Genomic DNA, 24,546 nt, shown 5'->3' with positions numbered 1-24,546 from the left:
GAGCGCCGGCATCCCTTCGAGAGAAATGGATGCCGGCGCTCGTCGTGTCGCGTCAGTTCGAGGTGAACCCGACCAGCAGACCGCCGGTGACCTTGACGGCCAGGTTGTAGATGCCCGCCACGACGGCGCCCAGCACCGTCACGACGACGAGGTTCAGGATCGCCACCACGGCGGAGAACGCCAGCACCTGCGGGAAGCTCACGAAGTCCGACAGCAGGACGCTGCCGTCCGAGAAGCTCGAGAAGAACTCGTCTGCCTTGCCGATCAGGCCCGTGGTCGAGACGACCAGGTACACCATCACGAAGGCGACCACCGTCACCACCGCGATCGCGATCGCTGCCAGGAACGACAGCTTCACCGCGGACCAGAAGTCCACGTACACGAGGCGCAGGCGGACCTGCTTGGCGCTCGTCTTGTGACTGGACTTCTTGGCGAGCTTGTCGGCTACTGTGCTCATGCGTCAGTGCTCTCTTCGGGGATATCGGGCGAGGACTCGGCGCCGCCGGGGGTCTCGGTCGCCGCTGCGGAGTCGGTGTCGACGTCTGCGTCCTCGGATTCTTCGGCCAGGCCACGCTCGCCGTTCCGGGCGATCGCGAGGATGCGATCATCGCCGCCGGCCCGGGCGAAGACGACACCCATGGTGTCGCGACCCTTGGCAGGCACCTCGGCCACGGCAGAGCGTACCACCTTGCCGCTGGCAAGAACCACCAAGACCTCGTCGTCCTCAGAGACGATCAGACCGCCCGCCAGATCGCCGCGGTCGTCGCTCAGCTTGGCCACCTTGATGCCCAGTCCGCCGCGGTTCTGCACGCGGTACTGGTCGACCGAGGTGCGCTTCGCGTAGCCGCCCTCGGTGACCACGAACACGTACTCGTCGTCCTTCGCGACCGACGCCGAGAGCAGGCTGTCGCCCTCGCGGAAGTCCATGCCCTTCACGCCCGACGTGGAACGGCCCATCGGACGCAGGGCACTGTCGGTCGCCGAGAACCGCAGCGACATGCCGTGCCGGCTGATGAGCAGGATGTCGTCGCCCTCGTCGACGAGCAGCGCGCTGACGACCTCGTCGTCCGCCCCGATCTCGGCCTCGTCGTCGCCCTCGTCGACGCCGTTGCCCCGGAGCTTGATCGCGATGATCCCGCCCTGACGGTTGGTGTCGTACTCGGTGAGACGCGTCTTCTTGACGAGGCCGCTGCGGGTCGCGAGCACCAGGTAGGTGGCGACGGTGTAGTCGCGGATGTCGAGGATCTGCGCGATCTCTTCATCGGGCTGCAGCGCGAGCAGGTTCGCGACGTGCTGGCCCTTGGCGTCGCGCCCGGCCTCGGGCACCTCGTAGGCCTTGGAGCGGTACACGCGGCCCTTGTTCGTGAAGAACAGCAACCAGTGATGCGTCGTCGTGACGAAGAAGTGCTCGACCACGTCGTCAGCACGCAGCTGCGCGCCCTTCACGCCCTTGCCGCCGCGGTGCTGCTGACGGTAGTTGTCACTGCGGGTGCGCTTGATGTACCCGTCGCGCGTGACCGAGATGACCATCTCTTCTTCGGGGATGAGATCCTCGATCGACATGTCGCCGTCGAAACCGTGCAGGATGTGCGTGCGACGCTCGTCGCCGAAGCGGTCGACGATCGCGGTCAGCTCGTCACGGATGATCGTGCGCTGACGTGCGGGCGTCGCCAGGATGTCGTTGTAGTCCGCGATCTGCAGCTCGAGCTCGGCAGCCTCGTCGATGATCTTCTGACGCTCGAGGGCCGCCAGGCGACGCAGCTGCATCGACAGGATCGCGTCGGCCTGCAGATCGTCGATGTCGAGCAGCGACTTCAGGCCTTCGCGGGCCTCGTCGACCGTCGGCGAACGGCGGATGAGCGCGATGACCTCGTCGAGCGCGTCGAGCGCCTTCAGATAGCCGCGCAGGATGTGCATGCGCTCTTCGGCCTTGCGCAGGCGGTAGGCGGTGCGGCGGACGATGACCTCGATCTGGTGGTCCACCCACAGCGAGATGAATCCGTCCAGCGACAGCGTGCGCGGCACGCCGTCGACGATCGCGAGCATGTTCGCGCCGAAGTTCTCCTGCAGCTGCGTGTGCTTGTACAGGTTGTTCAGGACGACCTTCGCGACGGCGTCCCGCTTCAGCACGACGACGATGCGCTGACCGGTGCGGTCACTCGTCTCGTCGCGGATGTCGGCGATGCCGGTGATCTTGCCGTCACGGGCGAGGTCGCCGATCTTGACCGCGAGGTTGTCGGGGTTCACCTGGTACGGCAGCTCGGTGATGACGAGGCAGGTGCGGCCCTGGATCTCTTCGATGGCCACGACCGCGCGCATCGTGATCGAGCCGCGGCCGGTACGGTACGCCTCGCGGATGCCCTTCGTGCCGAGGATCTGCGCGCCGGTCGGGAAGTCCGGACCGGGGATGCGCTCCATGAGCGCGTCGAGCAGCTCTTCGCGGTTCGCCTCGGGATGCTCCAGCGCCCAGAGCGCACCGGCGGCGATCTCGCGCAGGTTGTGCGGCGGGATGTTGGTCGCCATGCCGACCGCGATGCCGACCGAGCCGTTGACCAGCAGGTTCGGGAACCGTGCCGGCAGCACCGACGGCTCCTGGGTCTGGCCGTCGTAGTTCGGCTGGAAGTCGACGGTCTCTTCTTCGATGTCGCGCACCATCTCGAGCGCGAGCTGGGCCATCTTCGTCTCTGTGTACCGCGGCGCGGCCGCGCCCATGTTGCCGGGCGAGCCGAAGTTGCCCTGGCCCTGTGCGAGCGGGTAGCGCATCGACCACGGCTGCACGAGGCGGACGAGGGCGTCGTAGATCGCCGAGTCGCCGTGCGGGTGGTACTGGCCCATGACCTCGCCGACCACGCGCGCACACTTCGAGAACGACTTGTCGGGACGGAATCCGCCGTCGTACATGCCGTAGATCACGCGGCGGTGCACGGGCTTCAGACCGTCGCGCACATCCGGCAGCGCGCGGCCGATGATGACCGCCATCGCGTAGTCGAGATAGCTGCGCTGCATCTCCAGCTGCAGGTCGACCTGGTCGATGCGGCCGTGCTCGTGCTCGGCGTTCGGGTCGGGACGTTCTTCGTCAGCCATGTGTACTTCGATTCTTCGTTACGTTTCGATATGATTTGGGCGAGGTCTCGAGGGCGGCTTACGACGTTTCGGCTCTGCGTTTCGACTCGCTTCGCTCGCTCAACGACCGGGGCGCACCTCGCTTCGCTCGCCGTTAGATATCCAGGAAGCGGACGTCCTTGGCGTTGCGCTGGATGAACGTGCGGCGGGACTCGACGTCCTCGCCCATGAGGACCGAGAAGATCTCGTCCGCAGCAGCGGCGTCGTCGATGGTCACCTGCCGGAGCGTCCGCGTGGTGTGGTCCATCGTGGTCTCCCACAGCTCTTTGGCGTTCATCTCGCCGAGACCCTTGTAGCGCTGGATGCCCTCCTTCGGGATCCGCTTGCCGTTCGCGAGGCCGTGCTCCAGCAGCGCATCGCGCTCCTTGTCGGAGTACACGTACTCGTGGGCGGCGTTGGTCCACTTGAGCCGGTACAGCGGCGGCATCGCGAGATACACGAAGCCGGCTTCGATGAGCCCGCGCATGTAGCGGAACAGCATCGTGAGCAGCAGCGTCGTGATGTGCTGGCCGTCAACGTCGGCATCGGCCATCAGCACGATCTTGTGATACCGCGCCTTGTCGATGTTGAAGTCCTCGCCGATGCCCGTGCCGAAGGCCTGGATCATGGCCTGCACCTCGCGGTTGCCGAGCGCCTTGTCGAGGCGCGCGCGCTCGACGTTGAGGATCTTGCCGCGCAGCGCCAGGATCGCCTGCGTGTGCGGATCGCGCCCCTGCACCGCCGAGCCGCCGGCCGAGTCGCCCTCGACCAGGAAGATCTCGCTGATCGACGGGTCCTTGCTCGTGCAGTCCTTCAGCTTGTCGGGCATCGCCGCCGATTCGAAGACGCTCTTGCGGCGCGCGGTCTCGCGGGCCTTGCGGGCCGCCATGCGCGCGGTCGCGGCGTCGATCGCCTTGCGGATGACGTTCTTGGCCTGCACCGGGTTGCGGTCGAACCAGTCGCCGAGCTGGTCGCCGACGACCTTCTGCGTGAAGGCCTTAGCCTCGGTGTTGCCGAGCTTGGTCTTGGTCTGGCCCTCGAACTGCGGCTCGCCCAGCTTGATCGAGATGACCGCGGTGAGGCCTTCGCGCACGTCGTCGCCCGAGAGGTTCTCGTCCTTCTCCTTGAGCAGGTTGTTGGCACGCGCATAGCGGTTGACGAGAGTCGTGAGCGCCGCGCGGAACCCCTCTTCGTGCGTGCCGCCCTCGTGCGTGTTGATCGTGTTCGCGTAGGTGAAGACGTTCTCGGTGTAACCCGTCGTCCACTGCATCGCGACCTCGAGCGAGATCTTGCGCTCCTTGTCCTCCGATTCGAATGCGATGACCTCGTCGTTGACGACCTCGGCGCGACGCGCGTGGTTGAGGTACTCGACGTAGTCGACCAGGCCGCGCTCGTAGAGGAACGAGTCCTCGCGCTGCTTCGTGACGATCGTGCCGTCGATCTCTTCCTCGACGAGAGCGGAGGGGCGCTCGTCGCGCAGCTCGATGCGAAGGCCCTTGTTGAGGAACGCCATCTGCTGGAAGCGGGTGCGCAGGGTGTCGTAGTCGAACTCGACGGTCTCGGTGAAGATCGCCGGGTCCGGCCAGAACGTGATCGTCGTGCCGGTCTCGTCGGTCGCCTCGCCGCGCTCGAGCTTCTGCTGCGGGCGGCCGCCGTCGGCGAAGCTGTGCCGCCAGACATACCCCTGGCGTCTGATCTCCACCTCGAACCGGGTCGAGAGGGCGTTCACGACCGAGGAGCCGACGCCGTGCAGACCGCCCGACACCGCATACCCGCCGCCACCGAACTTCCCACCGGCGTGCAGGATCGTGAGGACGACCTCGACGGTGGACTTCGAGGGGTCGGAGGAGTGCGGGTCGATGGGGATGCCGCGGCCGAAGTCGATGACGCGGATGCCGCCGTCGGCGAGGATCGTCACGAGAATGGCGTCGTTCGCACCGGCGAGGGCCTCATCGACGGAGTTGTCGACGATCTCGTACACGAGGTGGTGCAGACCGCGGGGACCGGTCGAGCCGATGTACATGCCGGGGCGCTTGCGGACGGCCTCGAGGCCCTCGAGCACCTGGATGGCGTCGGCCCCGTAGTCACTGGGAGAACCTGTCGGAGCCGTTGCGGGCGTTTCGGGTTCCTCGGACACGTTGTCGGGGTTGTCAGACGTCATCTTCTCGATGGCTCCAAATCCTTCGAAGGGGCCCTGACAGTCTACCGGGTAACGAGTCGATTACGACGTTCTGCGCCCCTGTGACGCCCTGAAATCGTCGCGGACAGCTCCTGAGGTGGCCTAACCGTAGGTATCGCGCGGGCCGCGCCCTGGAATGGTTCTGGGACCCCATTTCCAGGAGGGGACGTCCGGCCCGATGAACCGCACCGCGTCCACACCCGCTTCGGGAAAGCGTCTGACGATCTCCGACAGGATCTGCGCACGCATCAGCTGCAGCTGCTTGGCCCACGCCGTCGAGTCGGCCTGGACCGTCAGCGTGCCCTCTGAGAATGCCACCGGCCTCGTGTGCCGCGCGGTGTCGACGCCCGCCACCTCATCCCAGGCGCGAACGACGTCCTCGCGTGCCAGCTGCGAGTTCCACCCCGCCTCACGGGTGAGATCGGCGAGCACATCGGCCACGCCCTTCGGGTCACGGCCGGGGGCGAATGGGATGTTGTCATCGTCCTCGGTGCGCCGACGGCGCTTGCGATACGACCGCGCCGACGGCTCGAGCCCGCGGAGTCGAAGATAGGTCGCGATCGTCTCCGGAACGCCCGCGCCGCCTTCGGAACCGGATGCCGCACCCCGCGGCTGTTCGCCCCGCATGCGGTTCGACGCGTCAGACATCGCTCGCCCCGTCGCGATCGAGGATCCGGCCCGCCTCCACGCGCACCATCCGGGCACGCAGCGCATCGGGGACATCGCCCTCGACGGCCGCGGTGACGACGACCTGCTCGTAATCGCCGGCGAGCTGCGCGAGTCGGGCACGACGGTCGGCGTCGAGCTCGGCGAAGACGTCGTCGAGGATCAGCACCGGATCGCCGAGCCTCGAGTCCGCGCGCAGCAGTTCGGCCGAGGCGAGCCGCAGCGACAGCGCCACCGACCACGACTCGCCGTGCGAGGCATAGCCCTTGACCGGCAGTCCGCGGATCCGCAGCAGCAGATCGTCGCGATGCGGACCGACCAGGGTGAGTCCGCGATCGAGCTCGGCCGTGCGCTTGGCGGCCAGCGCCTGACGGAAGAGCTCCGCGATGCGCGAGGTGGAGGCATCCTGAGTCGTCTCGAGCGTCGCGGCCTGCGTGGAGGACGCGACCGCGTCGTCTTCGCCGGTGTCGGCTCCGGCGACCGACAGCGCCCATTCGATCTGCGGATCGTGGTCGGCACCGGCGATCGCGGTGTAGGCCGCGGCCAGTGGGGCGGCGAGATCGCCGGCGAGGGCGAGCCGACCGGCGATCAGCTGCGTGCCGAGGGCGATCAGCTTGTCGTCCCACACCTCGAGGGTCGACAGCGCGTCACCGCGGATGCCACGCGCCCTGGCCGACTTCAACAGCGCCGTCCGCTGCTTGAGGACGCGGTCGTAGTCGGCGATCACTCCCGCCATGCGCGGTGCGCGCTGGACCAGGAGCTGATCGGCGAACCGGCGACGGGCTGACGGATCGCCCCGAACGATCTGAAGGTCTTCGGGAGCGAACAGCACGACCTGCGCGTAGCGCGGCAGTTCCGCCGGCTTCACCGGAGCGCCGTTGACGCGAGCCTTGTTCGACCCCTGGCGGTTGACCTGGGCCTCGAGCTGCACGCGGCGGTCACCGTGCGCGAGTCTCGCCCTGATGATCGCAGCCTCCGCGCCGTCGCGCACCATCGGCGCATCGCTCGAGACGCGGTGGGAGCCCAGCGTGGCGAAGAAGCCGATGGCCTCCGCGAGATTGGTCTTGCCCTGGCCGTTGCGGCCGACGAAGACGTTCGGACCGGGACCCAGCTCGACCTCGGCTTCCGCATAGTTGCGGAAGTCCACGAGGCTCAGGTGCTCCACGATCACCGCACAAGCCTAATGATGAGCACCGACGTGGAGCGCACGTCGCCGAGCCCGTCGAAGCCGTCTTCGACAAGCTCAGAGGCCACGACGTCAGCGCAGCAGCAGGTTGGGCTGCAGCAGGTAGCGGAACGAGTCCGAGCCGGCCTTGTCGACCGAGGTCTGGGGCGTGATGAGCACCGGGCTCAGCTTGTTCGCGTTCTCGCTCGAGGTGAACGTGATCCGCACGAATTCGCTCTTCACCGCGCCGAGCGACTCGAGCAGGTACTGCGGGTTGAGGCCGAGCGTCACGTCGTCGCCGCCGATGAGGGTCGCGTCGACCGACTCGGTGGCGCGCGCCTGCTCGGTGCCGGAGGCATCCATCGACACGCTGTCGGACGTGAACGTGAACCGCAGCGGGGCGGAGCGGTCGAGCACCAGCGAGACGCGGCGCACGGCTTCGGCGAGTTCGGCGGTGTTCACGACCGCGTGGTGCTCGGTCTGCGCGGGGAACAGCCGGCGCACCGGGGGGAAGTTGCCCTTGATGAGCAGCGAGGTGACCGTCTTGTTGCCGGCGGTGAATGCGATGATCTCGCGGTCGCCCGACCCCGAGAAGGCGATCGAGATGTCGCCGCCGTGCGCGAACGTCTTTCCGACCTCGGTGAGGGTGCGCGCAGGGACCAGCGCCGTGGTCGACTCTTCGGATGCCGCGGTGCCGCCGTCCCACGGGATCTCGCGCAGCGCCACGCGGTAGCGGTCGGTTGCGACGAGGCTCAGGCTCGTGCCCGAGACCTCGAGCTGGACACCCGTGAGAACGGGGGTGACGTCGTCTCGAGAAGCCGCGAAGGCGACCTGCGCGATGGCGGTGGCGAAGTCCTCGGCCGGGACGAGTCCGGAGTCGCCGGTGACCTCGGGGATCGCGGGGTACTCCTGCACCGGCATCGAGGCGAGCGTGAACCGTGCGGAGCCGCACGTGAGCAGGATGCCGCCGTCGTCGTCGACTTCGATCTGGATCGGCGCATTCGGCAGACGGCTCGCGATGTCGGAGAGCAGCCGGCCGTGGACCAGGATCGTGCCCGGATCGTCGACCGTGGCCTCGATCGTCGTGCGTGCGGAGGCCTCGTAGTCGAATGCCGCGAGCGAGAGACCGGCCTCGGATGCCTCGATCAGCACACCGGCCAGGATCGGCTGCGGGTTTCGCTGAGGCAGGAGCTTGACGACGAACGACACGGCTTCGCTGAACACATCGCGGTTGACGTGGAACTTCACGAATGCTCCCTCTGCAGCAACGGGCCCCTCGACTGCGGGCTCGGGGTTCTCATGCTAGTGGCAGGTCACAAGATTGCCAGCCCGTCGTCCTCGCGGAGGCTTGTCCACCGGAAAGGTGATCGGACAGGTTTCATCAGAGATATTTCTTGTCATGGTGTTAACGGCTGTGGAAACTGTGGACAACGTTCTCGAGGCCAGTCGGGAGACGGAAACCACACCGTTGTGACTTGTGGAACGGCTGCGGAGAGATTGCGGGATCCGGGACCTCGGCGGTTGCGGCATCCACGATTCATCCACAGGCTGTCCCCGCTCGCTCACAGGTGTTTCCGCAGTCTCGCGGAGTTATCCACAAGTTATCCACACTGTGCAGAACCGGAATTTTGGCCCTGTCGTGGGCGCGTGTCAAGAACCCGTTCCGGCATATGGCGCCGGAACGGGTTCGAGGGTGCGCAGAGGCGCCGAAGGAGGCGTCAGCGGCCGTTGCGGCCGAGCTGCGCGGTGATCTCGGTCACCTGGTTGTAGATCGAGCGGCGCTCCTTCATGAGCTCGCTGATCTTCTTGTATGCGTACATCACCGTCGTGTGATCGCGGTTGCCGAACAGCTGCCCGATCTTCGGGAGCGACAGGCTCGTGCGCTCGCGACACAGATACATGGCGATCTGCCGCGCTGTCGCGACCGACTGCGAGCGGCTGGAGCCGTAGAGGTCGTCGACCGTCAGCTTGAAGTACTGCGCGGTCGCCGTGATGATGTCCGTCGGCGAGACCACGTTGGCGTCGTCCTGATCCACGATGTCGCGCAGCACCGTCTGGGCCAGCGACATGTCGAGCGTCGAGCGGTTGAGGCTCGCGAACGCCGAGACGCGGATGAGCGCGCCCTCGAGCTCGCGGATGTTGCTCGAGACGACGGTGGCGATGTACTCCAGCACCTCGTCGGGGATGTGGAGTCGTTCGGACTGCGCCTTCTTGCGCAGGATCGCGATACGCGTCTCGAGGTCGGGCGCCTGGACGTCGGTGATGAGGCCCCACTCGAACCGGCTGCGCATGCGGTCTTCGAAACCCGTGAGGTGCTTCGGCGGGACATCGCTCGTGATCACGACCTGCTTGTCGTGGTCGTGCAGCTGATTGAAGGTGTGGAAGAACGCCTCCTGCGTCTCGGCGCGGCCCTGCAGGAACTGGATGTCGTCGATCAGGAGGATGTCGACGTCGCGGTAGCGGGCCTGGAACGCCGAGCCCCGGTTGTTGGCGATCGAGTTGATGAAGTCGTTCGTGAACTCTTCACTCGAGACGTAGCGCACGCGGATGCCGGCATACAGGCTGAGCGCGTAATCGCCGATGGCATGAAGAAGGTGCGTCTTGCCGAGGCCGGAGTCGCCGTAGATGAACAGCGGGTTGTACGCCTTGGCCGGCGCTTCGGCCACCGCGACCGCCGCGGCATGCGCGAAGCGGTTGGACTGTCCGATGACGAAGTTGTCGAACGTGTACTTCGGATTGAGCCGGGTGTCGCTGCGCGATGCGGACGCGGTGTCGACGGGCTCCTCGAGCGGCGGCCGGCCGATCGGCGCGGGCGCCTGAACCGGCGACTGCGTCTGCGTCGGGCCGGTCGAGGCCGCCTGGATCGGGATGGGTGCCGTCAGGTGCGCGTCCGCGAGATCCGGATTGACCACGACCCGGAAAGTGGATGCCGCACCCTCGAGACCCTGGTCGACCCGGGCGAGCGCCTCGAGGATGGGCGCCCGCATGCGCTTGGTGAACTGCGCGGCGGTGAGGTCGTTCGGCACGTCCAGATAGAGGGTGCCCCCCATGACGCCCTGCGGCACGGCGAGGTTCAGGAATCCGTGCAGCTGCGGAGTGATGCGTTCGTCGTGCGCGAGTTCGTCCAGAACGGCCGACCAGACTGGGACATCTGGAATCTCGTGCGGTGACATGGCCCCCCCGGGTTGTTGATGACTGCACCGGATGCCGCGGAAACATCGGGCCGAGCCTGTGGATAACTGCCGGAGCAACGCTAGTCAGCGGCGGACTCGGGAGCAAACTCCACTGTAGATGGCGGCGGCGTGTCCCTACCAGGCGTGGCGACGTGCGCGGGGCATAATTGCGGGTTCGCCCGGCTCGGTTTGAGTTATCGGGCGTCTCGACGTAGCCTTAATCGGTTGACTTATGCCCATTGGGTCTGTGACTCAGGGCAGTCCTCCTGTACACGCGTCCCCGGTCGAGCGTCCCGGTGACCCCTGATCGGAAGTAATCCTCATGAGCAAGCGCACCTTCCAGCCCAACAACCGCCGCCGCGCCAAGAAGCACGGCTTCCGCGCCCGCATGCGTACGCGCGCCGGCCGCGCGATCCTCTCGGCTCGCCGCGCCAAGGGGCGCACCGAGCTCTCGGCCTGAGCCGAGCGGTGCTCGCGAGGGCGAACCGACTCACCCGCGGCGCGGACTACAAGGCCGTCGTCCGTCGGGGTCGTCGGTGTGCCGGAGCGCACACTGTCACCTATGTCAGCCGCGTCGTGACCGATGGTCCGGCGCGGTTCGGCTTCATCGTGAGCCGCCAGGTCGGCGGGGCCGTCGTGCGCAACACGGTGCGCCGGCGCCTCAAGGCGCTCAGCTACGCGTCGCTCGAGGCTGTCGCCCCGGGGAACGACATCGTGATCCGCGCGTTGCCGACTGCCGCGACCGCCTCGTTCTCTGAACTGCAGGCCGACCTCGAGAAGTGCCTCGCTCGGAGGACGGCATGAGCGTGCTCCCGGCCTACGCGCTCGGTGAAGCCGAGTTCGCGGCATCCGATGTCCTTCGCAGCGTTCCGCTGCTCCCCCGCAACGCACTGCTCGCGCTGCTGCACGGCTACCGCGCCACCATCTCGCACACCTACGGCGACGTCTGCAAGTACTACCCGTCGTGCTCGGCCTACGCCGTCGGCGCCGTGCAGCAGCACGGCGCGGTCGTGGGATCGGCGTTGACGGCGGCGCGACTTGTGCGCTGCCATCCCTGGGCGAAGGGCGGCGTCGACGACGTCCCGCTTCGCAAGAGCTTCCGGTACGGCCTCACCCACCACGGGTTCGTCGTGCCTGCCCCCTCCGGAAAGGACTGATCCACCGCATGGATCTCTTCATGGCGCTGGCCGCCACCCCGACGCCGACGCCCAGCCCCGCGCCGAGTGCCGGGTTCGACCTGCTCGGCACGATCCTGTGGCCGCTGAAGTGGCTCGTCGAGCTCGTCCTCGTGGCGTGGCACTGGGTGTTCACCGCCATCGGCCTGCCCCCGGCGGACGGCATCACGTGGGTGCTCGCGATCATCGGCCTCGTCATCGTCGTCCGCGCGGCGATGATCCCCCTCTTCGTGCGGCAGATCAAGAGCCAGCGCAAGATGATGGAGATCGCGCCGGAACTCAAGAAGGTCCAGGAGAAGTACAAGGGCAAGCGCGACCAGCTGTCTCGTGAGGCGATGAGCCGCGAGACCATGGCCTTGTACAAGAAGCACGGCACGACGCCGGTCTCGAGCTGTCTGCCGCTGCTCGTGCAGATGCCCGTCTTCTTCTCGCTGTACTCGGTGCTGAGCTCGATCAAGCTCCACGCCGAACTCGGCCAGGGCGGCGTCGGACCGCTGACCCCCGAGCTCACGATGGAGTTCTACAACGCGAAGCTGTTCGGAGTCGCGTCGCTGCACGAGACGCTCATCGATGCGTTCAATTCGCAGAACACCCCGGCGATCATCATCCTCATCACCCTCGTGGTGCTCATGATCGCGTCGCAGTTCTTCACGCAGCTGCAGATCATCTCGAAGAACCTCTCGCCCGAGGCCAAGACCGGCCAGGCGTACCAGATGCAGCGCATCATGCTGTTCATCCTGCCGCTGGGCTTCATCTTCTCGGGCGTCTTCTTCCCGCTCGGCGTCGTCATCTACTGGTTCATCTCGAACCTGTGGACGATGGGCCAGCAGTTCCTCGTCATCCGCGAGATGCCGACCCCGGGCTCGGAGGCCGCCAAGGAACGCGAAGAGCGCCTGGCGCGCAAGGGCAAGGCGCTCGACGCCTCCGGCAAGGTCGTCCCGATGGAGAAGTACCTCGCCGAACAGCAGCGTCTGTACGAAGAGGCCGAGCGTGCGAAGGCCGCCGCGCCCAAGCGTCAGCAGCCGGTCAGCAAGCAGCGTGCCAAGAAGCAGGCGCAGAAGGGTCCGCAGCAGGGACAGCCCGGGGGCGCGGGAGGATCCGGCAACGCCGGGAATTCCGGCGGCTCCGGCACCACCGGCACGGCATCCTGATCCTGGACCGACCGACTTTCCGACTCGAACCCGAGGAACACTCATGACCACGTCTCCTGAGGTCGCCGCTGCCGAGCCGCGTCACGACCGTGCACCCGCCACCGTCGCAGAGCTCGAGCAGGAGGGCGATGTCGCCGCTGACTTCCTCGAAGGTCTGCTCGACATCGCCGACATCGACGGGGATCTCGACCTCGACGTGCGCGCCGGCCGCGCATACGTGTCGGTTGAGGCCCCGGCCGGCGGCTCGGTCTCTCTCATCGCGGCGCCCGACACGGTCCAGGCCCTGCAGGAACTCACGCGCATCGCCGTGCAGAACCGCACCGGTCGCTTCTCACGTCTCATCCTCGACATCGGGGGCTCGCGTGACGCACGGCAACACCAGCTCGAGGCGCTCGTCGACCGCGCGATCGCGCGCATCGACGAGGGCGCATCTCAGGCGTCGCTTCCGGCGATGTCGAGCTACGAGCGGAAGGTCGTCCACGACATCGTCGCCGACCGCGGTTTCGTGTCGGAGTCGTACGGCGAGGGCGCGGACCGTCACACGGTGATCCGCCGCGGCTGACGCGACGAGCCACCCGACAGATCGATGATCGAGATCGAGCAGGAACCGCCTGCGGCCGCCGAGATCTTCGGCGATCGCATCGACGTCGCACGCCGTTTCGCGGAGGCTCTCGGACAGCACGGTGAGGAGCGGGGTCTGATCGGCCCCCTCGAGCCGCCGCGCCTGTGGTCGCGCCACATCCTCAACAGCGCCGTCATCGCTCCCCTGTTCTCGGGTTGCGTCGGCGATGTCGGCTCGGGCGCGGGCCTTCCTGGTCTCGTGCTCGCCATCGCGCGTCCCGATGTCGAGTGGGTGCTCATCGAGCCGATGGAACGCCGGGTGGCGTGGCTGTCGGAGCAGGCGTCCGAGCTCGGCCTCGAGAACGTCGAGGTGCTCCGAGCCCGCGCCGAGGATTGGAAGCGCGGACCGTCGCTCGACGCCGTCACCGCCCGTGCGGTGAGTGCGCTGCGCACGCTGGTGCCGATCACCGCTCCCCTGGTGCGCGACGGCGGCGAGCTCATCCTGCTCAAGGGCACCAGCGCCGGCAACGAGATCGAAGCCGCGCAGAAGCAGTTGCGCAAGTACAAGGTGACCGACGCACGCGTCGAGGTCGTCGGCGAGGGTCTGCTCGACGAGCCGTCGCGAGTGATCCGCGCTACCGTCCGCTGACGCGGAACCGTGACGCCTCCGGGAGTGCGTGCTTTTCTGCAATTTGATCAGGTATTTCCTTGCAGTGCAGGTGTGCGCCGCGCGTAAGGACTGCTTCGGCGTGTGAAGAGCCGGGCGTGAGGTGCGTGCGGGATGTGTGTCGTCGTGCGCGCGTCTTGCGGGCGGTGAGCGGTTGCGGTGCTTGAGGTGGCAGCGATCCGGCTCAGCCGCCGGGTCTGACCCGAACGACCACGCGGCCGGCGCGCGATCAGGGTGCGTCGCCGTCAGTGGTGCCGGGTGGGATCCTCTGTCGGCGTGGCATCTCGAGCGGTTGCTGCGCTGGGACGGGTGCGATGGCAGAGTTCGCGCAGGTGAAGCCTGTGTCAGCCGGGCAAGCGTTGAGGCAGTCCGGCCTGGCACGCGCAGGCGTGTAGATCGAGCGTGGGTCGATGCCCCGACGTGACACGGCAACGGTGTCAGGCGCCAGAAGGCTGCGTGAAGACCGCCGTCGCGCGGTGCCGGGGACACGGTTCCCCCTCGCGCTGGTGCTGGCGGTCGAGCGGCGTGTCCATTTCGAGCGGCGTGTCCACCTCGAGCGTGCGGCACGCAGCGTTGCTGCCCGTGCCTTCAGGACTCTCGCTTCTGGCGCCTGCGGGTGAAGCGCTGTCCTGATTGCGCTCCCCTGTGGTTGCGGCCGCCGGGCCGAAGACGGCGCGCCAGGCGAGTGCTTCGCTGAGCATGACGCCGATGGGGACGCCGGCGACGGTGGCCAGTGATGTGCCGGCGGGGTGATCATGACGGCGCGGCCGATGCGTTCGGGTCCGGCGATGCGTGCGGCGACGGTGATCGACATCGCCCAGGAGCAGTGGTGCGGGTACTCCCCCAAGCTGCGCGCCTGCGCATGCCCGCCGGGCCAGCACAGCACGTTCGGCACGCGCGGCTGTCTCTTGGGAAAGAGGAACCGACGCCGCAGGTGTGCGGTGTTGCTTGTTGGGTAGCGCCGGTGTTGGCCAGCTGTCGCGTGCTTCTGCTGTAGATCACCGGGTTCATCGGTAGATCAGTCGAGAGGTGACGGGGTGCCTGGATCTGGGCACGTTTCACGTGAAACTGCGCAGGCCCGTGTGAGTCGCTCTTGCCTCGCCGGTCCGTCCTTGCCGGCCGTCGGTGGTTTGCTGTCGTCGCTGTTTCCTCCACGAGGTCAGGTGACAAAAGGGACCTGAGCGATTGACGACCTCCGAAGCAGGCGAGCCGGTGCGTTCTCAGGCGTCACCAGGCTGTCGCGCTATCGGATCGCGCTGGCACGGTCAGAAGGCACATCGCCGCGCCTTCGTCGGTGACCGATCGTCGCCGCGACAGTCCTCCCGCAGCTGCCCTTGTCTCGGCTGGCAGCTTTGCGGGTCTTGAGTGGTGCGCGCAGCGTGTTGCCCGCCTGTACGACCTAGGCCGTGTTGCCGAATGCGACTGGCATTGGGCTGCCACGGACGCCGTGGTGGGGCCGGATTGGCGGCGATGCGTGCGACGCTGCGGAGCCTCGTCTTAGATCCGGATCCCCGGAGCCTGCCTGCTGATCCCTCTGCCTCCAGGCTCAACGCTCGGCTGACGGCGGGTCCTGACGACGGCCTGGTGACGAGACCTTCGACGGATCCGTCTGCTCCCCCCGAGTGGCTCGCTGAGGTATGCATGACGTTGGGCGGTATCTACGACGCACGACACCACGTGATCGTGACATGGGACCGGTCTGACCAGCGAATCCTGCGCGATTGTTTCGCTGCCAGAGTGCGAGTCGTCGAAGGCGACGACTGGAGCCAGATCGGCGAGCGTCTGGGTCGGCTGGGCCTGTGGGAGTTCGAGGACTACACGGCCGAGGGGCGACCGCCGGATCCGCGGGTGAGCCAGTGGGGGTTGGCGTCGAGGCATCGTCCCGAGTGATGGGTTGCGGGCGGTCTTGTCCGACCGCATTGCGAATCCGCGCCATTGCTTGAGCCCGTTGAAGCAGGCCCCGACGACCTTGCGGCCGCGCTAGCGCGCACGTTGCTGATCGCCGAAGTCGATCGGCCGCCGGGGCTGTTTGCGGCGGGGGGCGATCTGGTCGTCGCGTTCCGGGATCGTCGTGGCGATGCCGCGCTCCCGCGGCCACGCCCGGTCTGCCTGGACGGGTACCCCTTATCGTCCGCCCCTGGCGAGGCGGATCGAATGTCGGCCGCGTAGTGAGTGAGTCGGTTTCATGCTGGGTGCGGTGAAGCCACCAGGCGATCACGCATTGTTTCACGTGAAACAATGCGCGCGGCCCGAACGCCGTCACGTCGTGGTGAGTGCACGGAGTGTGCCCTCCTTTGTGCGAAGCGCCTTCGCCGACCTGTGGCGCGACCGAGTCGCGTCCTCGGGTCAAGGATCGCTTCGCAAGAACCGTAAGTTGGTTCCACCGCTGGTGAGCGTCGTTGGCGTCGGCACAGAGCTATTGCGGTCGGGGGCGTGGGTGATCGCCGCTCGAGTTCACACCCTGTCCGGACCGAGCTATCACCCGAGCCGTGCGGTTCCCGCGTCACGGTTCATGATCGCTGCCACCCTCGACCGATGTGTCCGCCAGATCTGTTCTGCGGACTGGTGCACACGTCTGCCTGACTGCCTCCCGCATCGGCGCGTGGGCACGTCGCGTGCGGGTTGCTCCCACGTCGCACGGAGCGAAGTCGACGTCCTCCCTGCGCGCAGTCCGGCGCGATGTTTCACGTGAAACACGCCCTAGCTTGAACGCCATCACGCGTGCGGCCCGCACTCCTGCGATTGATCTACCTGCCCGTTGCGGCGCCGTGCGATTGCCCGGAACCGTGGAGCGCGTCTGCGCTCGCGCGCACGGACTAGTCGACGAGGACTCCGGGTCCACGCGGAGGTAACGTCCGTATCCACCGGCGAGCGTGTGATTGGGGGGTGATGCTCCCCTGTCTATTTGGGAGCTGGCCGAGGCTGGCCCCGAATTCTCAGGTGATGAGGGTTCACCGCGAAGGAGTCGCATCGCGTGACATGTCCACGAATCCGCACAGGGCTTCGGAACGTTGCTCGTGGATGTCTAGTAGATCGGACGGTGATCGCAGCACGGATGAGGTGCGGGATCGACGGGGATGGCCGTCGTTGCTGATCAGATCGACCGCTCGCTGAAGCACCCTGTCGGATACGGATCCAGCACTCCGCTCCCCCTGCAAGTCGGGTATGCCGATGGGCCAGCGCGCGGCGCTCGGTGGGAACTCGCATCGCGCACGGTCGGCGCGCATTCTCCACTCCCGCGCCGGGCCCTGCCGGCTATCGCGCAGCGAGACGCGGCTCGCTCGATGAAGCGACACGGAGATGCGGTGAGGCGGGTCGAATCGGAGCTATGCACCCGAGTCTGACGCGGAGCCCCTTCGTTCTCGCGCGGTGACCACCGCAGGTGCTGCGGCTGCAGGATGACACTGATGTCTGCGGATTGTTGGACGTGTGCTGTTCCCCGCGTGATGTGGGTTGCTCAACCTTGATGAACGCGGTCGGTGTTTCACGTGAAACCTTAACGCGATAGGTCCCGTGGACGCGTGCCCGCAACTCACCGTGTGTGGAGGGCCGCTCTTGCGTGGATGCGACGCAGCAAGCAATGGCACACATGCAAGTGGCGAGCTCGAGATCCGAGACGGCGGTCGATCTCGACCCACTCCGTCGGCACGTGACGCTCTTCGCATGTGACGCACATTGCCCGCTGTACCTTCCGCATGTCGGCACTGTCGTCAGGGTTCCCCTACTGCGGCGGTATCCGGGAGCCCGTGATTCTCCCCGAAGGGCAGGAACGCCACCGTTTCACGTGAACATCATCGTCCAGCCTCAGTCACCGCGTCCCCGGCCGTGATCGTTGGCGCTGCCACCCTAGTGCGGCGTGTGAGCTGGGTGGCCAGAGGTCTTCTCCCTGCTCGACGACCTCCCGCGGCCTGCACGGGCCCGCTACGCCGGTGCGCTGTCCGTACTCCGCACTGCTGTGGTCCGCGTGGACGACGGTGGATCGGGCCGAATAGCCAGCTGGTTCAGCGGTGCGTTGTTCCGGTCGCCCCGGCGCTGGGGGTTCGCCATCCGTCCGATGGGTGTGAATGGTTGCGATCGATGGAGATTCGGCAGCTCCGCGTTCGAAGGGCCGCTCGTTTCACGTGAAACGATGACAAGACACGAACAGACACCGGCGCGCCGCACCATCACGCAGTGTGTGGGCGTGCTGCTCGGCAACTCGACGCGGAGGTTGACAAGTGCGGCCTGTGGGCGGGATGCCGCCGTCCGCGGCTGTGACGAAGGCGCGTGGGAGCTCGCTGAGCCCTCGTTTCGCGTGAGACGCCTTTGTCGGGTGCGCGCCATGGGAGTCGAGTTGCATATCGCTCCGTGTCGCGAGATCGTGCGCATCTCTCAGTAGGAGAAGCCGACGAGCCGGGCCCGTGAGTGCGATCTCGCTGTTCACTATCCGGACCTCGATCCGTGGGTGCGCGGCTGGGTCGCGCGAAAGCACCCGCGTGGCGACGCATGGAACATGCCGCATCCACCCAGTCGGTCGGTGTGTTGTTCGGGTGGGCGGCGTGGGAACCCGGCGATTGTGCGCCGTGGGTGCGATGTCGCAGTACTCGGCGGCGCGATCTCGATCAGCGGGTGTTCGGCGAGTCGCTCGTTTCACGTGAAACATCCGTCCGGGCGCGGCACTGGAACGGGACGCATTCATGTCCCGGTGCCTGGATGTGCTGCTCGCCTGCGTAGTTCGCATATGTCGACGTTCGCCTCTCACGGGTGGAGGACGCTGCCGTACCCGCCAGATCTCAAACCCTGGGTGTTCGCGGGCCGGTGTCTCACGTGAAGCATTCTCGCGGGTGGACCGCAGTGGAGCCGGCCGGGCCATGGCCGGGTTCTCGGGTCTGCTTGGCGACTCGCTTGTGCCGAGATGTCGATATCGCATCCCGCGTGGGCGATGTCGCGCCGTGCCTGGTTGGGACGTCGCTCCGTCAGGGCTCGATAATCGTGCGTTTCACGTGAAACATCCTTGTTCGTCCGTAGTGGCTGCTGGACTGGCTTTGGGGGTGGTTTGGTTTGCGCGTCCTCTGACATGCCCGTAACCCCGGCGCCCAGACCGCGGGGCGAATCGTCCGGCGTGGCGCTCGAGGGGGGCGCGCCGTTCACTCGTGTGTGACCTGGTTACCGCTGGGAACTCGCGGGGCCGCGGTGAGGCGACGAGACCGGGCGGTTGCGCACGAACCTCGTGCCCGCCGTATCCGTGTTCCACGTGAACAGTCGCGTCGAGTGAACATCAGCGCGAAAGCAGCCGCACTCTTCGGTCCGTTGTCTTGCACGTCCGCTGACGTGCATAGATACATGCAGCACCGCGACCCCACCCGCGGACGCGCGGTGCTGTCGCTCGTCAGCGAGAGCGTCAGTCGATGGTCCAGGGGGTGTGTCGTCCATGGTGCACCCCACAGAGGATGGGCATGGCATGTTGAGGCGCGGTGTGACGCGACACCGGCTGGACATCCGCGTCCAGCGAGAACGCGGGCTGAGCGTCACACGCGCGCATGAGTCTGTTCGTTGAAGCGTGCCCTACCCCGAGCAAGGTTTCACGTGAAACATCGACTCCCAGCGGCGTTCGCCGTCTCCGGCTGTGCGCCCAGGCCTGGTGCGTCGCGCTGGTCGCCCTGGGGCACGTGTGTCTGCCGGTGGCGGAATGGGGTGCAGAGCCCGTGGCCCCAGCCCTGCGGGGTGCCCACGAACGCACAGGCGTCGGCGCGACTCTGTGTCTGCCTTACCAAGGCTGGCGGGTCCCTCGCGGAGTCGGCTCCTTCGTGTGACGCGGAAACGTGGATGCAAGCGAGGCGCTCATCGTAAACAGCGGGTGCGGCGAGGACAGTGCCGCAGGTCGCTACTGACCGGCCTATCTCGTTGATCCTCGCGCGTCGCCCGGTAGCGGCGCGAAGGCTGGGGCGCAACAGGTGAGAACTCGCCAGCTGAGCGTGCCCTCCATTGAATGGAGATCTGGGGTCATTGCGGCGGTCTGACGGTCAAGTCCTTTTGAGTGGTGTATCTGATTCGTGATCTTCGGGTGTTTGGGGTTCAGGCGGTGAGGGCTCTCAGGTCGGGTTCTGGCACCTCCTCGGTGTCGGGTTCGCCGACGCGGCGGGCTTTGGCGAGGGCGTCGAGGCCGAGGTAGCGGCGTTGCTCGGCCCACTCGTCGTGCTGCTCGGCGAGCACGGCGCCGACGAGGCGGATGATCGCGTCGCGGTTGGGGAAGATGCCGACGACGTCGGTGCGGCGGCGGATCTCCCGGTTGAGTCGCTCGTTCGGGTTGTTGGACCAGATCTGCTTCCAGATCTCTTTCGGGAACGCGGTGAACGCGAGGATCTCCTCCCGGGCGGCCTCGAGGTGCTCGAACGAGCGGGGCAGCTTGTGCTGCAGGGCGTCGAGGACGCGATCGAACTGGGCGTTGACGGACGGCGTATCGGGCTGGTCGAACACGGTTTGCAGCAGGGTCTTCACCCATGGCCACGAGGACTTGGGTGTCACCGACATGAGGTTCGCGGCGTAGTGGGTGCGGCATCTCTGCCAGCTGCCCCCGAGCGTCGCGCCGGCCGCGGCGACCAGCCCTGCGTGGGCGTCGGAAGTGACCAGCTTCACCCCGGTCAGGCCGCGGGCGACCAGGTCGCGGAAGAACGTCAGCCAGCCGGCGCCGTCCTCGGTCGACGCGACCTGCAGGCCGAGGATCTCGCGGTAGCCGTCCGCGTTCACGCCGGTCGCGACCAGCACCGCGACCTTCACCACCCGGCCGCCCTCGCGGACCCTCATGGTCAGCGCGTCGGCGGCGACGAACGAGTACGGGCCGGCATCCAGCGGGCGGGTGCGGAACTGCTCGACCTGCTCGTCGAGGTCCCGCGCCATCTCCGACACCTGCGACTTCGACAGCCCGGTGATCCCGAGGGTCTTCACCAGATCATCCATCCGACGCGTGGACACGCCGAGCAGGTAACTGGTGGCGACCACGGTGGTAAGCGCCGCCTCCGCGCGGCGGCGGCGTTCCAGCAGCCACTCCGGGAAGTAGGTGCCCTGCCGCAGCTTCGGGATCTTCACGTCGATCGTGCCGGCACGGGTGTCGAAGTCGCGGTGCCGGTACCCGTTGCGACGGTTCACCCGGTCATCGCTGATCGTTCCGTACGACGCGCCGCACACGTTATCGGCGTCAGCGGACAGCAGCGCGTTGATGAACGAGGTGAGCATCTCCCGGAGTAGATCGGGCGAGGCCTGGGTGAGGTGCTCCTCGAGGAAGCGGGCAGGGTCGATACTGGGTACGACGGTCATCGTCATTTTCCTTTCGAGATGGATGTGAAGAGTTCTCTCGAAGGATCACGCGGTGACCGTCGCCACATTCACAGCGACACGGCCACCCGCCAATCCGTACACCACGCTATTGGACGCAACCCGGTCTGACCGCCCTGACCCTTCTTTGCGCTGTATTCGGCGGGCCATGTGACCACCCTGTTGGACGCCGGGGCTACTCGAATCTCGGCGCCAATCCTCTACCCATTCCGCCGACCGTGCTCGCGTCAGAGACGCGACGCCGGCGGACGCCGGGCGAGGGATCGAGATCTGCCGCCTTCCAAGGCTTCCGTTTCACGTGAAACAACCGGCCGCCTGAGCTCGCGGCGACCTGACCGCCTGCGCTCGTGTACTGGCCTGTGATCAGAACGGGCACTACGCCGCGTGTGTGCCAGGATGGCGCTGTGTCACAAGCCCCGAGTTTGCCGGGCGTACGCGCCTGCATGTCCCGGCGCCGGCTGTCGCTAGGTCGTGGACTTCCTGCACTCGCCGCTCAGAGCAAACACACCGGCTCGCGCTCGGTCGACTGGCCGGTGGCCCTCCGCACGAGTCGCAGCTCCCCAGCGGTTCGGGTTCGCACCTTGCGGCAGTCCCGAAGCGCCGGGGATCGACGTGGAATTCGGCCGCGCTGCGGACATCGCGGTGACGTTTCACGTGAAACACCGCGTATCGCCCGAACGCGTCCACGGAAGCCGCAGTGGGGCTGTGTTAGGAGCGCTGAGAGCCTGAACGCTCCTGCATCAACGGGAGAATCCTGGGGCCGACCGATCCCCCACCGTCGTGGAGATCAGCGCGTCAGTGGTCTCCCCTACGTGTGGTGGCTACTGGATGGGAGCGCCGGCTCAGAATGACGCTGCCGCCGCGACGGGTGGCGCCCACATTCAAGAGCACAGGAACGATCGACACTGTGGCAGCTGCCCCTGTCTTCGACCTGGACGGCCTCCAAGGATCTGCACCAACAGATCGGAGCGTTGAGTGCTGGCGCGTACCTGGGTGCACGCGGGACGTCCGTCGCCGCACCGTGATGTACGTGCGGCTCCCGGACCCTCGCATCCCCATCGCGAATGGTGCGAACGGTCAGAGGCGTGGACTCACCCAGCAGCCTCACATCCGCGCGAACGCCGGATCGGACGCCGATCGATGCGGCGCGCTGGGCTGCGCGTCCCCCTTCTGGCTGGGCCGTCCTGGTTCGAGAACCCGGCCCCTCCATGCCGAGAAGATGACTTCGTCGTGGGAGGAAGCGCGCTGACCATGAGCGTGCAGTCCCGTATGCAAGGGCTCCTCGGTGTGACAGCCTGCCACCGCCTCTGTGTAGGACGAGCCCCACGACCTAGACCACGGCAGGCGCAGCCGCTCAGCCGCCACAGCGCTCATGTCCGCCGTCAGTCGCGTCGCTCACGAACGGCGTTGTCGCGTGCGGCACCGAGACGGATCGTTGCTCCGGCGCGCAGGCAATCGGATAGACATTCAGCACCTCCTCTCTCGCAGATCGCCGCCTGCCCCCTTGCCGCGGGTGTCCGGGTTCTGCGCCACCACGGTCCAGAACCCGGACACCCGCGCCCATCCGCACCCGAAGGAAGAAGTGCAAGGCCGCCAGAGCTCGGAGGATCGGATCAATGTTTCACGTGAAACACGCGGGGAGGTCGCGGTAATCGGGCAGGGCGCGGCACGCTCGTCTCGACCGAGAGCGTATGGCGCCCAGTTCAGTGGGACGCCGCCTCTCTGTCTGGTGGCGCTCACCGAGTGCCCTATCCGAAGCGCCGGCATCGCCTCGTCGCAGCGAGACCGCTCCTGCGACGACGGCGGTCACGTGGCGTGCCTTCCGAAACAGGACCGAACCGCCACGGTCGCCCCGCGCATGCGTGCATTTCGCGCTTCTCGTTGACGAGCGCGTGTGCCGATTCGATGTCGGCCGCCGCCATCCATTCATCGTCATTCTCTGCGCTGATCGCACCGTCGTCGTCTGCATGGCCGGTTCCGCGTTATGGTGTCGTCCGCGATCGCTCCGTTCCGTGGAACGACGCCGTCTCTGCGGCTGCGCGACAGACCGGAACTGAACTCGGCGGGTTGACCCGGACGGATGTAGAGGACTCTCGGTGGATGTCGTCGACGAGCGCGCATACCGTCCATGACCGGCCGCCGGCATCCGATCATCACCTCCGCGCTGATCGCGTTGACGAGCGCGTTCCTCGCAACGACGACGACCTGCGGCTGCGTGACAACCCAGGGCTGAACCCGGGGCCTCGAACAGACGCGAAGGATTGCCGCTGCATTGCCTCGACGAGCGCGTCCGCCGCTCGCGGCCGGCCACCGGCAGTCGCTCACGACTCTCTGCGTTGATCCCACTGACGATCAGCGGGGTCGCCGTTGCTCCCGGGGCTGCTCGTCTCATTACACTCATCCCTCCGCTGCGCCGCCTTCTCAAGGTCGCGGCAGGCTCGGGGCACAACTCGCGGTCGTCGCGTCCGGTCGATGCGTGTAGTGGAGCCCGATGCACCTCGGCTATGCGCGCAGGGGCGCCGTCAGCATCCGGTGATTGTCCGATCTAGGCGCGCGTGTTTCACGTGAAACGAGGATGCTGCGACGCCATGGCTTGCGTTGATGAAGACCGCCTCGGCGATGGCTGAGGGCACGGAGTCACTCGAAGATCGCGCTGAAAGAGGAGCACAGCGCCAGCCGAGCCGTGCGCACACAGCTGCAGAGGAGGGAGATCCGGGTGTCGCGGGCAGTGTTGCGCGCGCGAAAATACGCGGTTGCACGACGTCTCGCGGGCAGGTGGACGAACGCGGCGCGACAAGCAAATCGCTTGCGAATCGCTTCCCGTCTGAGCGGCGGGTTGGCGGGGCAAGGAGGCATCAGCGAGGTTGACTAGGGAGATAGATGCCTCGCGCGGAATGGTAAGGAACGAATGAACAAGTGGCTTCGGCGGCTGGGGATGGGGGGAAGGCGGGATAAGGTGGAGAGCGACGTTGAGCGGCTCGCGCAAGGGGGAGAGTTTCACGTGAAACAACCCGACGAGACCGAGGCTCAGGCCGCCGCCTCGTCCGAAGAACCGCCCACCGTCACGACTCTGGCGTCTGCAGACACCGCGGTGAAGGATGAGGTCTGGACACCAGACCGCGACGCTCCCGTCGAGTCTGAGGTCGCTGCCGTGACGGACGACGACCCCGAGACCGTGTCGGAGCCTGAGCCCGCACAGCCTGAGCCCGCACAGCCTGAGCCCGCACAGCCTGAGGTCGAGGTCGCCGACGACCTCGCCCGAGCTACAGGCGACGCCCCCGAGACCGAAGACTCGGCGACCGCCGACGCCGACGCCGATGTCGCATCCAGCGAGTACGCTGACGAGACGTCGCAGATGCCCGACGAGCCCGCAGGTGCGGAGTCGGCTCGGGATGC

General features: G+C 66.9%; 16 protein-coding genes. 7 read left to right on the top strand and 9 right to left on the bottom strand.

Translation table 11 applies throughout. The annotated features are described in order from the left end of the window. Positions 1–52: 52 nt before the first annotated feature. From IF188_RS17560 to dnaA, 7 genes are all read right to left on the bottom strand, one after another. Positions 53–457: a DUF3566 domain-containing protein gene (locus IF188_RS17560; RefSeq protein ID WP_191173096.1), complete on the bottom strand. Its 405-nt coding sequence runs from the start codon at positions 455–457 to the stop codon at positions 53–55. After that, positions 454–3,084, bottom strand: a complete 2,631-nt coding sequence (gene gyrA / locus IF188_RS17555) for a DNA gyrase subunit A (RefSeq protein ID WP_191173095.1) — start codon at positions 3,082–3,084, stop codon at positions 454–456. Before gyrA ends, IF188_RS17560 begins: the two co-directional genes overlap by 4 nt. Positions 3,085–3,217: 133 nt before the next feature. Further along, complete coding sequence (gene gyrB, locus IF188_RS17550; RefSeq protein ID WP_191173094.1) at positions 3,218–5,263, bottom strand: DNA topoisomerase (ATP-hydrolyzing) subunit B; 2,046 nt, start codon at positions 5,261–5,263, stop codon at positions 3,218–3,220. A 120-nt stretch (positions 5,264–5,383) separates the two neighbouring features. Beyond that, complete coding sequence (locus IF188_RS17545; protein WP_191173129.1) at positions 5,384–5,908, bottom strand: DUF721 domain-containing protein; 525 nt, start codon at positions 5,906–5,908, stop codon at positions 5,384–5,386. Between the two features lie 13 nt (positions 5,909–5,921). Then, positions 5,922–7,118, bottom strand: a complete 1,197-nt coding sequence (gene recF, locus IF188_RS17540; RefSeq protein ID WP_191173093.1) for a DNA replication/repair protein RecF — start codon at positions 7,116–7,118, stop codon at positions 5,922–5,924. Between the two features lie 87 nt (positions 7,119–7,205). Further along, complete coding sequence (dnaN, locus tag IF188_RS17535) at positions 7,206–8,360, bottom strand: DNA polymerase III subunit beta (protein ID WP_191173092.1); 1,155 nt, start codon at positions 8,358–8,360, stop codon at positions 7,206–7,208. A gap of 470 nt (positions 8,361–8,830) precedes the next feature. Then, on the bottom strand, positions 8,831–10,285 hold the full coding sequence (gene dnaA / locus IF188_RS17530; RefSeq protein ID WP_191173091.1) for a chromosomal replication initiator protein DnaA: 1,455 nt from the start codon (positions 10,283–10,285) through the stop codon (positions 8,831–8,833). A gap of 322 nt (positions 10,286–10,607) precedes the next feature. On the opposite strand from dnaA, the gene rpmH reads away from it, so the two are divergent. The 6 genes from rpmH to rsmG are packed head-to-tail and all read left to right on the top strand — an operon-like array spanning position 10,608 to position 13,821. Further along, positions 10,608–10,745, top strand: a complete 138-nt coding sequence (gene rpmH, locus IF188_RS17525; protein ID WP_022879826.1) for a 50S ribosomal protein L34 — start codon at positions 10,608–10,610, stop codon at positions 10,743–10,745. Positions 10,746–10,753: 8 nt separating this feature from the next. Further along, entirely contained in the window at positions 10,754–11,089 is a 336-nt protein-coding gene (rnpA, locus tag IF188_RS17520; protein WP_191173090.1) for a ribonuclease P protein component, read from the top strand. Continuing rightward, positions 11,086–11,442, top strand: a complete 357-nt coding sequence (yidD, locus tag IF188_RS17515) for a membrane protein insertion efficiency factor YidD (protein ID WP_191173089.1) — start codon at positions 11,086–11,088, stop codon at positions 11,440–11,442. The genes rnpA and yidD overlap by 4 nt, the downstream gene beginning before the upstream one ends. A gap of 8 nt (positions 11,443–11,450) precedes the next feature. Beyond that, positions 11,451–12,611 carry a membrane protein insertase YidC gene (gene yidC / locus IF188_RS17510; RefSeq protein WP_191173088.1) on the top strand — a complete coding sequence of 387 codons (1,161 nt, stop codon included), beginning with the start codon at positions 11,451–11,453 and terminating at the stop codon, positions 12,609–12,611. A 43-nt stretch (positions 12,612–12,654) separates the two neighbouring features. Further along, complete coding sequence (locus tag IF188_RS17505) at positions 12,655–13,173, top strand: Jag family protein (RefSeq protein WP_191173087.1); 519 nt, start codon at positions 12,655–12,657, stop codon at positions 13,171–13,173. A 24-nt stretch (positions 13,174–13,197) separates the two neighbouring features. Next, positions 13,198–13,821, top strand: a complete 624-nt coding sequence (rsmG, locus tag IF188_RS17500; RefSeq protein WP_191173086.1) for a 16S rRNA (guanine(527)-N(7))-methyltransferase RsmG — start codon at positions 13,198–13,200, stop codon at positions 13,819–13,821. 455 nt (positions 13,822–14,276) lie between these two features. Here the strand turns inward: rsmG and IF188_RS20290 are convergent, their stop codons facing one another. Then, positions 14,277–14,540: a hypothetical protein gene (locus IF188_RS20290; protein ID WP_224752074.1), complete on the bottom strand. Its 264-nt coding sequence runs from the start codon at positions 14,538–14,540 to the stop codon at positions 14,277–14,279. A 715-nt stretch (positions 14,541–15,255) separates the two neighbouring features. On the opposite strand from IF188_RS20290, the gene IF188_RS20285 reads away from it, so the two are divergent. After that, positions 15,256–15,729 carry an Imm8 family immunity protein gene (locus IF188_RS20285; protein WP_318152925.1) on the top strand — a complete coding sequence of 158 codons (474 nt, stop codon included), beginning with the start codon at positions 15,256–15,258 and terminating at the stop codon, positions 15,727–15,729. Positions 15,730–19,893: 4,164 nt separating this feature from the next. On the opposite strand, the gene IF188_RS17485 is transcribed toward IF188_RS20285, so the two are convergent. Further along, a complete protein-coding gene (locus tag IF188_RS17485) occupies positions 19,894–21,132 on the bottom strand; it encodes an IS256 family transposase (RefSeq protein WP_191173084.1) in 1,239 nt (412 codons plus the stop codon). Positions 21,133–24,546: the final 3,414 nt, after the last annotated feature.

It is taken from the genome of Microbacterium helvum (assembly GCF_014779795.1).
Classification (GTDB): Bacteria; Actinomycetota; Actinomycetes; order Actinomycetales; family Microbacteriaceae; genus Microbacterium; species Microbacterium helvum.
Note: the sequence above shows the minus strand (reverse complement) of the source record. Positions and strands in the feature narration are given on the sequence as shown.

Coding starts and splice junctions, on each gene's coding strand:
- IF188_RS17560 (WP_191173096.1), bottom strand. CDS start 457: ATGAGCACAGTAGCCGACAAGCTCGCCAAGAAGTCCAGTCACAAGACG.
- gyrA (WP_191173095.1), bottom strand. CDS start 3,084: ATGGCTGACGAAGAACGTCCCGACCCGAACGCCGAGCACGAGCACGGC.
- gyrB (WP_191173094.1), bottom strand. CDS start 5,263: ATGACGTCTGACAACCCCGACAACGTGTCCGAGGAACCCGAAACGCCC.
- IF188_RS17545 (WP_191173129.1), bottom strand. CDS start 5,908: ATGCGGGGCGAACAGCCGCGGGGTGCGGCATCCGGTTCCGAAGGCGGC.
- dnaA (WP_191173091.1), bottom strand. CDS start 10,285: ATGTCACCGCACGAGATTCCAGATGTCCCAGTCTGGTCGGCCGTTCTG.
- rpmH (WP_022879826.1), top strand. CDS start 10,608: ATGAGCAAGCGCACCTTCCAGCCCAACAACCGCCGCCGCGCCAAGAAG.
- yidD (WP_191173089.1), top strand. CDS start 11,086: ATGAGCGTGCTCCCGGCCTACGCGCTCGGTGAAGCCGAGTTCGCGGCA.
- yidC (WP_191173088.1), top strand. CDS start 11,451: ATGGATCTCTTCATGGCGCTGGCCGCCACCCCGACGCCGACGCCCAGC.
- IF188_RS17505 (WP_191173087.1), top strand. CDS start 12,655: ATGACCACGTCTCCTGAGGTCGCCGCTGCCGAGCCGCGTCACGACCGT.
- rsmG (WP_191173086.1), top strand. CDS start 13,198: ATGATCGAGATCGAGCAGGAACCGCCTGCGGCCGCCGAGATCTTCGGC.
- IF188_RS20290 (WP_224752074.1), bottom strand. CDS start 14,540: ATGCTCAGCGAAGCACTCGCCTGGCGCGCCGTCTTCGGCCCGGCGGCC.
- IF188_RS20285 (WP_318152925.1), top strand. CDS start 15,256: ATGCGACTGGCATTGGGCTGCCACGGACGCCGTGGTGGGGCCGGATTG.
- IF188_RS17485 (WP_191173084.1), bottom strand. CDS start 21,132: ATGACCGTCGTACCCAGTATCGACCCTGCCCGCTTCCTCGAGGAGCAC.